Origin of the sequence: Edaphobacter aggregans DSM 19364, from assembly GCF_000745965.1 — a bacterium.
GTDB lineage: Bacteria > Acidobacteriota > Terriglobia > Terriglobales > Acidobacteriaceae > Edaphobacter > Edaphobacter aggregans.
The window spans coordinates 238,965-255,152 of sequence record NZ_JQKI01000002.1 but is presented as its reverse complement, the minus strand read 5'-3'; the positions used below and the strand labels follow the sequence as shown (position 1 = coordinate 255,152).

The following is a 16,188-nucleotide window of genomic DNA, read 5'->3' as shown; positions in this document are numbered from 1 at the left end:
TTAACCTTCTAAGTATCTATCTTTGATCAAGGGGATTGTTCGCTTCTTATTACAGCGACATTGTTCGAGCTATGCTCTGGCGAAAGCAACAGCGCCGTTGCAACACCAATAAATGGAATGGCGTTTGCATTGAAGTTGTAGGTCACACCGTAGACAAAGATCGCGATAGACGCTAGACACCAGCTAGAAGAAGATGGGAATAGCAAACTCGAGTGCCGGAAACGCTGCGTGCAGAGGAGGGAAACGGGTCTCAAAAGAAAGATTAGAAATAGTGTTAGCCCAAAAACACCAACCCGTTGGTATAGAAAAATGTATTCGCTGTGGGCCGGCATTTCTACATAGCTGCCTAGGTAGGCGTCGAAGTGAAGGGTAGGCGTCCCAACCGGTTTCCCCGCAAGAATTGAAAGAATTGTCGCATCATCGTCAAACAGAACACCGTCCCACGTGTCGACACGGTATCCCCACGTACCCAGATTTGTACTGCTGTCTTCAAACTGCTCGGTTGCGCTCGAGTTTGTTCCATAGACCCATATGGCCATGAAAAAAGCTAGGATTCCGGCTAAGATCCCTATAGGAATCAACCGCCCTGCCATTGCTCGATCAACAAAAGGCGTAGATAAGGCACAAATAAGAAGTGCGACCCAAATCGTACGATGTTGCAGCAGAACTACCATTCCGCCGAAGACCACCGGAAGGTATGCGAAGAAGCGCGGGCTTCGCTGATGAGTGATCCAACCTACACTAAAGATAAAGCAAAGAGCTATGGCCATTGCCGCGGCAGCAGGTACCGCACGATTTTTGTCAATGTCTCCCACAGAGTCAACTAACGCTTCGTAGGATGAGCCAACATTTAGCCCGAGATAGTGGAGAATGGCAATACCGACGAGAACACATCCGAATATCAGGTATGCTTTAACGAATTTTTTAATAGTGCCTTCGTCTGTTGGTATAGTCGCAAAGTAGAGTAGCGAAAGCAGCTCGCCTATGTAACTCCTTCCCTCATTGCTGGCAGCGACGACCCCAAAGAGCAACATCCCCCTGATTAGGCTGAAGGCGAAAACCAAAATAAAACATAGACCGACAACCCTGAAGAATCCGGGCTTGTTCATGACTCTGGAGAAACGTATTAGGCCGGCGGCAAGCAGAATCAGGCTGACTGCATCGGAAGGGTCTAAATGTAGGCTTCCGACCACGGTTTGTTGCGAGCCAAATGCAACCCCCAAGGCGTATGTTGCCAGTAGACAATACCAGCCTACTAGCACGTTACGCGAGGCATAAAATGCCAACGTGGCGAAAACTGAAATGACTATGAGAAGAATCAGGGCTGTCAACAACACTGAATGTTTTCCTTCTTTACCATCGGTCCATTACCTTTGCTATTTTTCGATAGCTTCGGGTTATGAGATAGGCCTCGCATCCCGCAACTACTTGCCAGGCCTGAAAGTATCTTGAACACCTCCTCATGTGAGTCATAGGCCGGCGACAGATTTTAAATATGGCGATATTGAATAAAGTGGCCAACGCCATCCAAAGTGTCTGCGGGTATAGAGGAACCACTCTTTTGGCGGAGCACCTTTCGGCGACATGAGGTGTCTCCACCGCTGTTTTAGTGATAATGTGGAATCCCTCCAGGTTCCGGATGGTGGATTATCGCGGCAATATCCGAAATATCCGGGCGCTATGAAGATTGAAATACCCGCTTTCGTGGCGCGGAGGCCGTAGTCAAAATCTCCCAGTTGATGCTGAAATGCATCGTCGAGATTCCCTAACCGGGACGCCACGGCAGCCGGGATAATCGTGAAGTTGCCGTTCATGGTGTCGCATCGGACTGCTCGGCTTCCATCTGGTAACTGGTGCACAAAATCCAACCGCAACCCAGATTTCTTTTTTTGGACTCCTCCATAACTCCACTCACCAGTGTAGGGGTCACGAATGCTTCCGACCACGATTGTGGATCCCGGTGGATCTCCAATATTCATGGCGCATGCTACAAGGCGATGGAGGGCATCGTCTTCGAGTCGCGTGTCATCATTGAGCCAGATGTATCCGTCAAAGCCCGTGGCCAGTGCCGTAGCAAAAGCTTTGCGCATACCCCCGTTCCAGAACAAGGAGCCATTACCCTGTAAGAGGGTAACCTGCGGAAAGCGCTGCACAACTGCCGGGCCAGTTCCATCGGAACTGTTGTCATCAACCAGATAGACAGTCACGTCCAAATTCTCAATGTGTTTCTGACCGAACAGGGAATCCAACGTTTCGAGAGTCATGCTCCTTCGATTGAAGCAGGTCATCAAAACCGCGAGTCGAATTTTTTGTCCAGAATTCATATTCTCTCAAGATGCATCTAGTCGTCCACATTCACCAAGTTGGTTCTCTTGGAAGTAATTGTTCAGATGGAACATTTGCTTCATCGATAAGCCATCCTTCCGTAGATCTCTTCATATCGTGGGACTATGGAATCTTTGCGATAAGCGGAGGAAACGTGCTGATAAGCATTCCGCGCCACGCGCTGATTTAAAGAGGAGTCCGTCATCAGACTAATCATGGCTCGCGCGATGGCTCCGCTGTCTCGTACATCGACCAGAACACCGGCGTCTCCTTCGAGAAGGGCTTGTCGCATTCCGGGTGTCGAGTAACCGGCCACTATAGGCTTTGCCAGAGCCATGCTCTCCAGCACAGCCATCGAGAACGCCTCATACAGCGACGGGTGCACAATTACATCGACATCGTCACGCACGCGCCGGAGCATCTGCTCGTGAGGCAACATGCCGGCAAACGTCACGCGCGCATCCAACCCGTGCTGGCGAGCCCAGCGATGGGCTGGCCCACCTTGCTCATAGTCGGTTCCCATCATGATCAATCGTGATTCCGGTGCAACTCGGGAGACGGCATGGAATGCTTTGAGAGCAGCATGTCCATTCTTCCCGATCGACCAATTTGAGAGAATGGTCCCAAACGTAAAGGGCCGATCGGAATTTGCCATGCCGTGACCAACTTCAAAGATGCTGTCTTTGAGGAAGTTGGGAATGATCTCGATATCTCCCCCGGGCTTGAAATATCGCCGGAAATGATTGGCCGCGTCCTCTGATACCGCGGTGTAACGATGGCAGCGCAGAGCAACTAAATAGGCAATAAGCAACCGGACTGTGCGGCAACGATCACGAAATTGGCGCAGGACGTTCCATGGAAGATCATGGATCGTAGTCAATAATGGAATACCTAACGTCAGTGCTCCGAGCGCAAACTCATATGTCCAGTGCGCGTGTACGAATGCCGGACGCTCCTTTGCGATGACTCGACGAAGATAAGCAACCTCGGGCCAATAGAGATTGCGCGCAGCTCCATAATGCCTGCTAGGCCCTGTAAAGACCCTCAGCCCACCCCACTCATGCCTGGTTTCCTTCGCAAGTTCATTGCTCAAAGTAAACAACGTGACCTCATGACCTCGGCGCAGTAACTCTTCTATCAGCGGCGTCGTGGCAGTGCTACCAAGACCGGGAGGCACTCCTTCGACATCCTGCCCACAGAAACGAGCAAGAGCGTGAAGGTCTGCCGGCGCACACATCGCGATCTTCATGAAAGCTCCGGATTGGCGGTTTGAAGTGACGGAATGGCAGCGTCAGTAGGCGCTATGTACAGATTTTCGATCATCACCTGAACACCCCGTTGCATGGAAAATCGCGCTCGGATACGTGTACTGTCTTCCAACGCACGAGACCGCCGTGTATTTGCGGGAAGTCCAGCCACCCGCAATAATCCAGCAGCGATCGAATCTTCGTCCAGTGCCACTGAGATTGCCCACTTCGTTTCGTTCGCAATCTCCTTCAGACCGCTCCGGTCTGACAGAACCGCTGGACAGCCGGAGGCAATCGCTTCTAAAGCGGAATTTCCTAACCCTTCATAGAGGGATGGCATGACAAACACATCAGCAGCCCAAAAGAACAGACGTGGGTCGGGTTGCGACCCCATAAAGCGAACCTCGTTCTCAAGCCCGAGCTGGGCTGCCAATGCCAACTCTGGCCTCGCTGGCTCTTCTTTCCCAACATGGAGATAGAGGAAAGGGACTTGTTTAAGCTGTGGGAGAGCTCGAAGCAACGCTGAATGATTCTTGATGCGGCTGCAGTTGCCAACGGAGACGAGAACGAATTGGCCATCAGTGCATCCCAGACTTTGCCGTGCCAGCTGCCGCTCCTCGGCACTCGGTGGTCTGAAATACTCTGTGTCTAGCCAGTTCCATACTCTGACTCCAGGATTGTGAAATCGCTCCCGTTCGCATTCCATGACAGCGTCACTCACCATCCCATAGCGGCCACCGAGTGCTCGGATGAGCATCCGCTCCAGCTTCTTTCGAGTTCGGAGTAGTCCATCGAAAAGAAATGTGCTGTGCACCGAGAGAACAATGTTGCTCACTCCTGCTAGCTTTGCCAATATAACGAATATCGGAGTGGCTGCCTCTGTATGGATATGGACAATGTCATACCGGTTCTGCTTGCAAAGCCTAAAGAACTCTGGAATCAGCCTGCGGCTCGGTAGATAACGTCTACCGGATCGAAATGGGATGTGCCAAATCCCATATCCCACTCTTCGCATCTCTTCAGCGAGCGGACCTACGTCGTGTTTTGTCGCCAGAAGATCGCAGGAGTAACCCGCACAGCGCCACTGCTCAGCGCTGCTCATGAGCATCATCTCCATGCCAGAACGTTCCAGACTTCCCATGATATGCAAGACCCGTTTCATTGGTCCTCAAGCTTAATGCACTGTGGAAACTATGGCCGCCGAGGCCGCTGCACTCAGAACCGACGACGAGTTAATAAGTGCCGACTTAACTTTGCTGGAGGGAACATAGACCATGTCTCCATCTATAAGAGCGAAAGTCTCGCCCTTTCCGCGCTGCATCTCATCAAGCCGTAAACGATATTCACCGATCCGACCATCCTGCTTCCTCACAACCACCACAGACTTCGACGACCCGACCGGAGAGATACCCATCGCCAGCGCAACAGCCTGCGGAAGGTCGAGAGTGCCACCGTTCACCATGAGATAGCCGCCGGGCCTGTTGACCGCCCCCAGAACATAGATGACACCCGCGCGCGGAACATAGACTGTATCGCCGGGGAGGACGAGCGTTTTCTCAGCTTCCCTGGGGTCCTTTCCAGGCGCGTAGGCGACCTGAACTACCTGCTCGCCCCCTCCCGGCAGGCTGCGGTGAATCTCCACATGGCCACCCGCCGCCGTCGTCTCTCCACCTGCATCGGCAAGCACGGCCAACAATGTACGAGGAGCGAGTAGCTGGAGCTTTCCAGGACTCTGTACTTCTCCGGACATAGTAATCGTGCCCGCAGCAAAGGCAATGATCTTCAAAAGGACATTTGGAGAGTTGATCATCTCCTTGGCCACCAGCTCGTGTGCGATTGCTCTCTCTGCCTCCCTCAATGTCTCGCCAGCTACGTGAACAGTACCAATCAAGGGAACATTGACGTCGCCGTCATCGTCCACCCGCAGTGAGCAACTCATCTCCGGTGCGCCAAAAACGTCCAATTCCAACTGATAACCTGTATCGAGGCGCAGCTTGGCAAAATCGTCCGGTAGAGCCGCAGGGCCGGCGCTCGGGCTCAAGGAGCGGCGCGTCGAGGTGGTTCCCGCTGTCTGCTCGAGATTCGAGCTGATCGCGGGCGAGACCTGCTGGGCGCTACACAGAGAGCCTAAGACCAGCATGCCTAACGCCTGCGCAATCAAGAGACCGCCAATAGATTTATGCGGGATAGTAGCCATTACTACCCCCCGCCCTTGAACCACCTTCAAAATACCTGCGCTTCGTGTTATCTCCATAGCCGTACCCGTACCCATATCCTTCCGAGTCATCTCGCATGCCATTGAGAACGTAACCAAGAGCCTTCACATTGGGCTTTTGCAACGCAATCCTCAGCCGTTTCATGACAGGTTTCGTTGTCACTCCGGCACGCACGACGAGGACAACGCCATCCACTGACATTGCTAAGAGAAGGGGGTCCGTAACAAGCAGTACTGGCGGAGCATCAATCAGGATGTAATCGAACTGTTCGCGCAGCAGCTCGATGAGCCGGCCAAAACGCTCTGACGCAAGCAACTCCGCCGGCATAGGAGGGATAGTTCCCGACGTGAGTACGTAGAGGCTAGGAAGATTTGGATGCTGCTGTACTACCTCATCAAGAGGCAAGTCGTTCGCCAGCAGATCGCTCAGGCCCTTTTTGCCATTGCAATTTGTTTTCTGACCGATTGTTGGCCGCCGCATATCGGCGTCAAGTAGAAGAACGCGCTTGTTCTGGACCCCAAAGGCAATCGCAAGATTATAAGCCGTCGTGGATTTCCCGTCCCCGCTCAGCGGACTCGTAACAAGAATGACCTGCGGTGCTTGATCAATATTCGACAAAAGAATCGAAGTTCGGATATTGCGATAAGACTCTGCGATCCCAGATTTTGGTGCAGTCAACAGCCATGCGCTTTCGCTCGATTGAACCAGCGGCTTTTGGATATCCGCGCTCGACAGGCCGTTGCGGAGCTTCGCACGAGTTCCCCCATCAAACCGCCTCACAATCCCCAGCAGCGGGAACTCCCAGACGCCATCGAAGTCCTCAAGCACATTGAGAGACGTGTCCCTCAGATGGACGACGCCGGCGACAAGCAGTCCAATCAGCGATCCAATGAATAGACCACCCATCAGGTTCATCTTCGGCACCGGCGAAGAGGATTGGCCGGGAGTCCTGGCTGGATCGACGATGACAATATCGGAGGATTTCACACCCGCGGCAATATTAGCCTCTTCCAAGCGTGTATAAAGATCCTGGTAGAGACCACGGCTTGTATTTTCCTCCTGCTGAAGAAACGTAAGCGCTGCGAGGCTATTGCCTAGCGCGGCAACCTCGCGCTGCTGGTCATTAACACTCTTGCGAATCGCATCTTCGTTTGCCCTGGCCAACTCTAGGTCATTCTTTGCCTCTTTATTGATTCGCTGGAGTTCCTCGTGGGCCTGAGTCTCCAGCGAATCAATCTGATTACGGATCTCCTGCAGCGCAGGGTTCTTCGCTCCATACCGGACCTGCTCGGCAGCCAGCTGGACCTTCAAAGAAGCTTTTTGCTCCCTTAATTTCTGCAGTAGCTGAATATCCTTGCTGCCAGCAGCAATGGGGCTGTCTCCTCCCATGCCTGTCGCCAGGCTGGTCTCGCCCACACCTAGCACGACATCAGGATCGCCGGTTTCAGTCAGGTGGTAGACAGCTTCCTTGGCGATCCGTGCCACCTCTGCACGGCTCAACTCGGCATTCAAGGCCGTCAAACGCTGGTAGGCGGTGCTCGTCGAATCTGGCGTGGGCGTTCCGCCTTTGGCCGAGGGTGAACTGACTCCTACAAGACCCGTACTTTGCTCGTACGCAGTGACCTTTTTATGGCTTTCCTCAACACGTCGCTTCAAATCTTCAAGTTGATTTGTTAACCAAGCCGAAGCTTTCGATGTGGCGGTATACCGGGCTTCGGTGTGATTTGTGAGATATGCTTCAACGACGGCGTTCGCGATTCGACTGGCTCTCTGTGGGTCAGTGTCGGTGTAGGACACGGTCAGCAGGCGAGTGTTCTTCACAACAAGGACACGGAGACCTCCATGAAAGATCGCGAGAGCTCTGTCTCGCGTCAGCGGAGCCTGCTCCAAGGGAAGGCCTGCCTCCCGCGCAAATGCGGCCTGCATTTTGCCGGTTGGTACGTCGACGTAAGGATGTGTCTGCATCAACCCGAGGTGATTGATGACAGAAAGGGCAGTATTGTCGTTGAGCAACACTGCCTGATGCGTCAACATGTCGAACATGAACTCTTGGCCCACACCCACTTGAGACGTCAGGCCAGAGAGATCCTGGATTCCAAGACCAGAAGAACTATCCTTATTCAACTCCACAGTCGCGGATGCCGTATACAGCCGGGGGGCGCGAATCGTAGCAAAGAAGCCCCCCATCAGCCCGACAACAGCAAAGGCGACGATCCACCATCGTCGCCTTTGCAGAAACGTCCATATGTCACTTAACTTGAGTTCGTCCGTGCTTTTGGAGATAGAGGCTTCGTAAGCTTGAACCTGCATCTTCCTTTCCTGGATTGACGGCATCGAAATTCCTTAGATTTACATCCTTTTGGGAAGGAGTTGTTTTCCCTGCCGACCGGTCTGCTCTGACGGCGATTCGCTGTGAAGGTTGATCTGAATAAAAAGCATCGAACTGACGGACACGCTACGCCTGTACTGTTATTTGCCTCGTGAGGAAGGGCCCGAAAAGGTAACTGCTGACGTTATGGTCTCTTTATAGCCTAGGGGACGTGCGAAACAAGCTCGCAATAAGCGCGTGGTCCCAAGGTTGATTAACCTATCCGCTGCCGGATGAAATTTGTTCTCGTGGCACAGGCGGGGAACGCCGATGCCACGAGATATTGTGCTACATGCTGTACAGAAGACCAGGGGTTATTGCGCCTTCAGAACCTGGAGGTTGACGGTAACGGAGTGTTGAACGCTACCACTGGTTGCATTGACTACAATCGAATCGCTTACCGGGATGTTGGCAGTTTTTGGTGTACCGGAGCCGCAGCCCGTTACGCTCAGAGCAGCTCCCAGGGCAACCAGCAGTAGAGCCGACAGCCCCAGGGACTTGCGTAGACGCTGACCCGATCTCCGCATTCTTCGCACGGAGACCCAGGGAAGAACGAGCAACCCGAGCGCGATGGATGCAAGACGGCCGGAGGTTGCCGGCCCGTGGTTCAGATTCGCGAGTGCCTGAAGCTGAATCGTCATGGTCACATCAGTCGCTCCGGCGTCCGCTGCTACTGTCGCGGGAGAGAATGTGTAGGTGGCGGGCACAGCAGGGGTTCCGGAGACAGCGAACTGAACTGTCCCTGGATACTGACCAGCTGTTGGCGCAACATGCAGCGTGACCTTCACCGACTTTCCATAGTTCCCCGTAAGCCCACTCGACGGAGTGGTCATTTGGAAATCAAAGTCAAGCGGAATGGGCGCGGACACGGTGACGGTATTAGCTCCAGTGGTCGAGCCCACCGTGTTGAAGTTCGTATCGCCCCCATAGGTGAAGGTGATGACATTGCTGCCAATTGGAAGCGTAGTGGTCGAGTACGTTACCGTACCGTTCGTCAGAGTTGCCGTTCCGAGTGCGTTGCCGTTATTGAAGAAGCTAACCGTTCCAGTCGGCGTACCGGTGGTGGTCGAGGCCACAGTCGCCGTCACAGTGACGTTCTGGCCCTGGGTGACACTCGCGGCACTCAAGGCAATAGTCGAGGTGACGGATGCCTTCGTGACGGTCAGTTTCCCGTTGGTCACTGACACCTGGTATTGAGCCAGATTCGTTCCGCTTGCGCTGGGAACGATCGAATAAGTTCCTGGTGCCGAAGTGAGCGTAGCTGTGGTCGTGAAGCTCTCGGTGAACGTGTCGCCATTCTGCGCACCGGTAATACTGCCGGTAAACGTCGGGTTAGGCGCCCCGTACATACGGGATGCATCCTTTGCCGTGACATTGAGGACGTTCGATCCAACCGTTACGGAGACTGCGCTTGCTGTGGCTGCCGTGAAGTTGGAATCGCCGCCGTAGCTAGCGGTTATTGCGTTAGTCCCGGGTGGCAATGTCGTCGTCGAGTATGTAGCCGTCCCGCCGGTCAGAGTTGCCGTCCCGAGCGGATTGCCATTGCTGAAGAAGCTAACCGTTCCGGTCGGCGTTCCGCTTGTGGCCGAAGCCACTTGCGCCGTAACAGTTAGGTTCTGCCCCTGCATGACACTGGTAGCACTCAAGGCAAGGGTCGCAGTGACGGAAGCCTTGCTGATGGTCAGTGTCCCGTTTGCCACTGACACCTGATATTGAGCCAGGTTCGTTCCACTTGCAGTGGGCACAATGGCATAAGCACCTGGCGCCGAGGTCAGTGTAGCTGTGGTCGTGAAGCTCTCCGTGAATGTGTCGCCATTCTGCGCACCGGTGATACTGCCGGTAAACGTCGGATTAGGCGTTCCGTAGACTCTTGCCGCATCCGCCGCGGTCACGCTGAGAACGTTAGATGCGATAGTGATCGAAACCGCACTCGCAGTGGCTGCGGTAAAGTTGACATCGCCACTGTAGCTGGCGGTAATCGCATGAGTGCCGAGCGGTAATGTTGCGGTCGAGTACGTCGCCGTACCGTTCGTTAGTGTCGCCGTACCAAGCGGGTTGCCATTGTCGAAGAGGCTAACCGTTCCGGTCGGCGTGCCACTGGTCTCGGGGGTCACCGTCGCGGTCAGAGTTACATTCTGACCAGGAACGGCCGCCGTCGCACTGGGCACGATCGACAGAGTCGACGATGCTTGGGTAATCGTCAGCGTACCGTTGGTTACCGATTGAGTATAGCTAGCCAGATTCGTTCCCGTTACGCTGGGGACGATGGCGTAGCTGCCTGGTGCCGACGTTGTCGTGGCGGATGTAGTAAAGCTCTCCGTGAAAGTGTCCCCGCTGCTTGCGCCCGTGACTGTACCCGTGAAGGTCGGGTTCGGCGCTCCATAGTGCCTCGTTGCATCGTTAGCCGTGACGGTAAGCGTCCCCTGCCCTACCGTGATCGTCACCGTGCTCGTTGTCGCAGCGTAGTTGACCGTGTCGGTGGGCGTAAAGGTCACACTCAGAGTGTCGGTTCCAGCAGCCGGAATGGTTCCAGCAGCCGGGCTATAGGTAAAGGTGCCCGGGACAGAAGCCGTTGCATTGAGTTGAGTCGAGGACAAGGCGGTGCCATAGGCGATCGGCGCAGGGTTCGCCCACGTGATCGTTGGCGTTGCCTTACCGACAGTCCCGAGAACAGCGACGCTGGTGCTTCCTGTGAGGGCGCAATCGCCAGCAAAGACAGCTGTAAAGCTATGAGGGGCCGTTGTCAACGACGTCAATGTGAGGCTGGCGACGCCGCCGCTAAGCACACCGGTGCCCAGACTTGTAGTTCCGTCGAAGAAGGTGACGGACAAACCGTCTGACGAGTTCGAACCGTTCACATAGGGTGTCAGGGTTGCTGTGAGCGTGACCGTTTGACCATAGACAGCATTTGGTGGCGTCTGGACTAAGCTGATAGCCGTGGCAACACCGTTTTGAGATACGCCCTGCACCGGAGAAGTGCTGGCTGCATAGTTCGAGTCGCTGCTATACGTGGCAACAATAGAGTGCGTACCGCATCCGGTGACAGTGAAAGGTGAGAACTGCGCGGTTTCAGCATTTCCAGCCAGATAGACTTGTAGCCCATTCTGCGCCACTGCGACTACATCCACCTGGTTGTCGCCATTGAAATCCTGAACATCAGCGTAAATCACAGCTGCGCCGGCAGGATACATCTTGGCTGCCTGAAACGTGCCATCACTATTGCCAAGCAGAACGGAAATGCTCTCGCCTTCGGCGTTAGCCGTGATAATGTCCTTCTTCCCATCCTGATTGAAATCTCCAAGCGAGATATGGTAAGGACCGCACGCCGCCGGCGTCGTACAGGGGTACATGGGATCCATTACGTAGGTTGTCTTGGCTTGAAACGTTCCGTCGCCGTTACCCAGGAAGACAAAAACGCTATTTGCAGGTTCTTCGGTAGCCGCTATATCGAGCTTTCCATCTCCATTGAAATCGGCAAGAGCCACCGAACCGCTCGACGTGACGCCTCCCACCAGGTAAGTTCCCTGACGGAACGTACCATCGCCATTACCCAGTAGAATCGTTATATTTTGGCCCTGAGCGTCGTTAATATCATCCGCGATAACTAAGTCTGGATTGCCGTCACCATTGATATCTCCAATCGCGTGATTCCATGGCGCGGGAGCTGTGGGGAATAGGCCTGTTCCTCGAAACGTTCCATCACCGTTGCCAAGGTACACGGCCATCTGATTGTTCGCGTGATCGGATACGACGAGGTCAGGAATACCATCCTGATTGAAATCGGCCGACCCGACAACCTGATAATCGGCATTTGGGGGGGCGTTATAAACCGCCCCTGCCGTGAACGTACCGTCGCCATTACCAAGGTAGATTGCGATCGAAGCATTAGTTCCTCTATTGCCTATCGCTAGATCCAGAATGCCATCACCGTTGAGGTCTGCCGCGATCGCGCCAAAAGGCTGAGTAGCCGAAATACTGGCACCCGGCTGAAAAGTACCGTCGCCATGTCCCAGCATGACGACTACTGGACCGAGAGAGGTTGGCACGGCAAAATCCGGATGACCGTCACCATTGAAGTCGCCACTCACTGGGGTTCCCATAGAGCTTGTAGACCACGGCGTTTCGGTTGCAATCTTATACAGGGTCGGCGGCGTGAAGCCCTGCGTCGCTGTTGTAGGATCCAGCGGGACCGTGCCAATCGCGGTGTTGGTGGTCGTATCAGTAAACGTGAGCGAGCCGGTCGGCTGGATGGGACCGAATGCTGAAAGAGTACCCGTAAGCGTGTAAGTCCCTCCGCTACCAGTTATTGCGAGTGCTGTCGCTGAAGAATAAGGCGCCTGAAAGGTAAGCGCTGCTGGCGCCGAGCTGCTGGTGCTATACGCCTTTGGAGCGTTATAGATGGCAACGATCGAATGAGCGCCGACTCCTCCGACCTCAGTCTTCAGGATCGCCAGTCCAGGCGTTCCATTCGCCGATTGCACCTGGGCCGTGCCAAGATCCTGGGCAGCTCCCGCAAACGTATCGCGAAATGTGACCGTCCCCCCTGGAACGGGTTGTCCGGCCGACGAAACGTTGGCTGTCATTGTGACGATAGATCCGCTCACCGCGCCCGTGGCCGTTGCGGTAAGTGTTGTGACAGTGTGAGACTGTGCACTCGCCACACGTGAAAGCAACAGAACGAGCGCAAAGGAGGTCAGCCAACCGCGGCGGCTCCGATTGTTATGCGTGCGTACTGTATTTGGCTCAGACGGGACCACCATTCGCAGACACTTCAGGAAGTCAAGCATTCATTTTCCTCGATAACTTCAGGCTGGACGGCCAAAGAGAATAAGCAACGTGAGGTCGATCGTCTCTACGCGCTCTCGATCTCAACATTGGGATTTCCTTATCCCAAACAGCAGAGATTCCTACATGCCATACGTTATGAGGACCCCTCTCAAATCGAAATCACCGATTAGTTGTAGGCATCGGGACAGGCATGGTATTCCCTTGATAAGAGAGGTTGAGATCGGATAACGCCCACCATAAGATTGTCCGGATCGCGCCTCTCAGGTGCTTGGCTTGCCCGAAGTTTGTACTAGTGAGGAGTTACTGTTGCGCGTTTAAACCTCTGAGTCAGACAGTCGCCGTCTGGTAGAAGGACCACCAAATACAGAGTCCTCACGCCGTCCGCTACCCTTGCCGCCTCAAGTCATCGAAGCACTAGAGGCATGGCAAAAGAAATCATCCTTCGCTAAGCCCGATGATTGGGTAATCCGCTCTGGCCTGAAACTCTCTGCCGAAGGGATGCCGTCCCAGCCATCAAATCGGCAGAGATCGACAAAGCAAAGGTGGGGTGACATACTTGCGTAGCAGCCATGCTCCTTGCTGCTCTTGTGGAGCCAGCCTGCCGAGTCAGTATGGAACTAATGCGTCACTTCACTGCGGAGATGACGCTGGCAACATACGCACAGACTGTAGGGGATGAAAAACGTGATGCAGGAGCTAAGGTGGCGTATCTCGTACTAAACAACGAGAACTCCGCATAGCGTTCCCATATTGTTCCACAGCGTGAACGGCAAACGAGCATACTGTGCGAACTGAAGGTGAAAACCGTGCTCGATTAGCTAAGTATCCAACGGAAGACCTGGTCTAACGTACATTGTTGTGCAGATACAGTGTTTCGCGCCATTCCTGGGGCAATGACCATGGCTGCACGCTGGTTTTCAAACCATGCGACAAACCTGGAACTCTCGGCACCGGGCAAGCGGGTCAGATTCAACCAGGTGTAGTACGCCCCCATATCGGCGTCAATCAAAGATCCTGCAGGGTCCAGATTTTGCATTGCACCGCCTGCTCGCACGAGATCATCCATGGGGCGCTCGACCTGCCTCGGCTGATAACGCAGCAACAGTGTCTGAGGCTGGGCACGTCGGAGGATCTCTCGAGCTGACCACTGTACGAACGTCGTGCTGAATAGCTGGGTTCCTGAACCCTCTGTGAGAAGACTCATCTGAAAATGCTGTAGGAGCGTATTCTGTCCACGGGCCGATTGAGCAAGATGGGATGGCTCTAACAGAGCCAAGATACTGCGCAACTCTTCTGGTCCGCTTGCACCTGAGACGCGGGCGGTATGCATCTTGTCAAGTAGGGCTTCCCGAAGAGGTGTAAGGGAGGCATAGGAGAGCGTTGTCATGACGCCCTCCGCGGGGTCTTCTCTTTCGGCAGCTCCTCCATCCACATACCAGTGACCATACGGCACACGATTTGCCATAGCCCGCGAATGAGCGACTGCGAAGCAGTGCTCCAGCCCATTGGTTGGATCAATATTGGTGAAGTAAGTACCGTACGGCCTCAATTTACTGAATAGCTTTACCTTTTCTGATTGGGCATCGCGCCCCACAACGACGATGCAGAGTCGCTTCTCAGACGGAGAAACCGATACGGTCCGAAGGTCCTCGACGAATTGACCGTATTTTGTTGCGGCAGTTCGAAAAGCGTCGATCGAACCCGAGGTCCATAGATATGCTGTCAGTTTCTCAACGAATGGCTTTGGCTGAGACAGCCAAGGATAACGCTGCAATTCAGGCGAAAGCATAAGTCGAGCAAAGCTATCCAGAATCTGTTGTAAGCGCTCCTGTCTCGGTGGTTGCAACCACTTTAGTTGTGCCTGCAGATCCGCCTGCTCCACAGGGAACTTCCAGTCGTATGAACTGATTTCCTGTGCTAGTAGAGCGGCAAAAGAAATCGGCAGCGACTGTAATAGCGTTAGATGTTCCGCGGCGAGTTGCCGAGCTTGTGGTGGATATCCGGAGAAGTCCGGCCCTTTAGCTGACGCGATCATCAGAGGACCTCGTGCAGGAGGTGTCCCTGGGCAAAACGTGCATTGCATTGCAGAAGGGCTGCGAGTGTCGGTACGAGATCGATCGATTCGACAGGGCGATCTGCGGTTATATTTTCTCGAATCCCTGGCCCCAGAGCTATGATCCAGGTCGTGCGTGAGAGAGCATCGCCGGTGCGGTGGTGCTGAAAACCGTTGCCACCGGCATCTGTGTCACCATCCCGGCCAAAGTCAGGCAGGATAAATAGAGCTGTTTTCCCTTTATATTCTGGATTGTTCTGGATAGATTGCCAGAGGTCAGCACAGATACGATCTGAACGCTGGATCGCGTTCGTATAGAGCGAGAAGGCGCCGGAATGTGCGATATCAATATCGTGGAGCGTGATCCACATGAAACTGGGCGCAATCTTTTGCATGAGGTGCTGGGCAATATAGAGCGAGAGCTCATCTGGACTTGCAATCATCCGAGCATGCGCAAGAAAGTCGGTCATCGAGAGCTGCATCAGTTCTGCCAGATCATGCACGGAAATCACATGCTCGCCGTCAGACGGGAGTTGAACGATCGATTCATAGTTGTCGCGTAGTAAATGTTCGTAGTCGGCTCCGCGGTTGCCATTCGCCACTTCCAAAAGCTGCTTCGGTAGGACAACCGTGGCTCCCAAGCCTTTGCCGTAAATTCGGTGTCCACTCTCTCCGATGTGGTTGAAGCCGTTGCTTGGGGCAATGACCCACGCGTCGGAGGCTCTACGATGTCTATCGCGGCGGTAGTATTCGAAGATGGTGGGATTTGCCGGCGACACGGGAGCGAAGTTGTTGAAGGTCTCGTAGCAGCCGGTGGCTAGGCTGGCGGTAGCGACGTAGTGGCCAAGAATGCCTCGATTCACGACTTGGGTAAAGAATGTTGCTTGAGGAATCAACTCGCCCACGAGATGGGGAATATATTGCTGCCCTTCCGGAGCAAAGGTCTCTTCGTCACGTGCGCCTCCGCCAAACGTGACAACAATGACTTTTTCGACATGCTGCGTGGTAGTCGCTGCCCGAAGAGGAGAGAAGCTCATCAGTGCTGAAGCCGCGCCTGTCTTAGCCACCGACTGAAGAAAGCGCCGTCGATTGAGCGCTTGTACGTTGGAGACGGCTGGATCATAGCGAGCTAATGCAACTCGGTTCAAAAACTGTGCCTCCTGTCTCGCGCCAATTCCATCGGACAGACAG

At 54.2% G+C, this 16,188-nt stretch carries 9 protein-coding genes and 1 pseudogene; all 10 read right to left on the bottom strand.

The window, feature by feature from the left end:
* Positions 1-26 precede the first annotated feature (26 nt).
* The 10 genes and pseudogenes from Q363_RS03735 to Q363_RS03695 all read right to left on the bottom strand — a co-directional run bounded on the left by Q363_RS03735 (position 27) and on the right by Q363_RS03695 (position 16,145).
* Positions 27-1,334 carry a hypothetical protein gene (locus Q363_RS03735; RefSeq protein WP_157466506.1) on the bottom strand — a complete coding sequence of 436 codons (1,308 nt, stop codon included), beginning with the start codon at positions 1,332-1,334 and terminating at the stop codon, positions 27-29.
* Between the two features lie 135 nt (positions 1,335-1,469).
* Positions 1,470-2,324: a glycosyltransferase family 2 protein gene (locus Q363_RS03730; protein ID WP_035347949.1), complete on the bottom strand. Its 855-nt coding sequence runs from the start codon at positions 2,322-2,324 to the stop codon at positions 1,470-1,472.
* An 80-nt stretch (positions 2,325-2,404) separates the two neighbouring features.
* Positions 2,405-3,574 (bottom strand): glycosyltransferase family 4 protein, encoded by a 1,170-nt coding sequence (locus tag Q363_RS03725; RefSeq protein ID WP_035347948.1) that lies wholly within the window; start codon positions 3,572-3,574, stop codon positions 2,405-2,407.
* Positions 3,571-4,734 (bottom strand): glycosyltransferase, encoded by a 1,164-nt coding sequence (locus Q363_RS03720; RefSeq protein ID WP_035347947.1) that lies wholly within the window; start codon positions 4,732-4,734, stop codon positions 3,571-3,573. Before Q363_RS03720 ends, Q363_RS03725 begins: the two co-directional genes overlap by 4 nt.
* A gap of 12 nt (positions 4,735-4,746) precedes the next feature.
* Positions 4,747-5,712 carry a polysaccharide biosynthesis/export family protein gene (locus Q363_RS03715; RefSeq protein WP_035347946.1) on the bottom strand — a complete coding sequence of 322 codons (966 nt, stop codon included), beginning with the start codon at positions 5,710-5,712 and terminating at the stop codon, positions 4,747-4,749.
* Between the two features lie 37 nt (positions 5,713-5,749).
* Positions 5,750-7,609, bottom strand: coding sequence for a GumC family protein (locus Q363_RS03710; protein WP_245632017.1), 1,860 nt, complete (start codon positions 7,607-7,609; stop codon positions 5,750-5,752).
* A 258-nt stretch (positions 7,610-7,867) separates the two neighbouring features.
* Positions 7,868-8,098, bottom strand: a pseudogene (locus tag Q363_RS46065) (Wzz/FepE/Etk N-terminal domain-containing protein); the annotation flags it as partial.
* Positions 8,099-8,470: 372 nt separating this feature from the next.
* A complete protein-coding gene (locus Q363_RS03705) occupies positions 8,471-12,916 on the bottom strand; it encodes a beta strand repeat-containing protein (RefSeq protein ID WP_281175964.1) in 4,446 nt (1,481 codons plus the stop codon).
* Positions 12,917-13,758: 842 nt separating this feature from the next.
* The gene (locus tag Q363_RS03700; protein WP_051978313.1) at positions 13,759-14,979 is read right to left on the bottom strand and encodes a hypothetical protein; all 1,221 of its coding nucleotides are present in this window, start codon (positions 14,977-14,979) and stop codon (positions 13,759-13,761) included.
* Positions 14,979-16,145, bottom strand: a complete 1,167-nt coding sequence (locus tag Q363_RS03695; protein WP_051978312.1) for an alkaline phosphatase family protein — start codon at positions 16,143-16,145, stop codon at positions 14,979-14,981. The genes Q363_RS03700 and Q363_RS03695 overlap by 1 nt, the downstream gene beginning before the upstream one ends.
* Between the last annotated feature and the right edge of the window lie 43 nt (positions 16,146-16,188).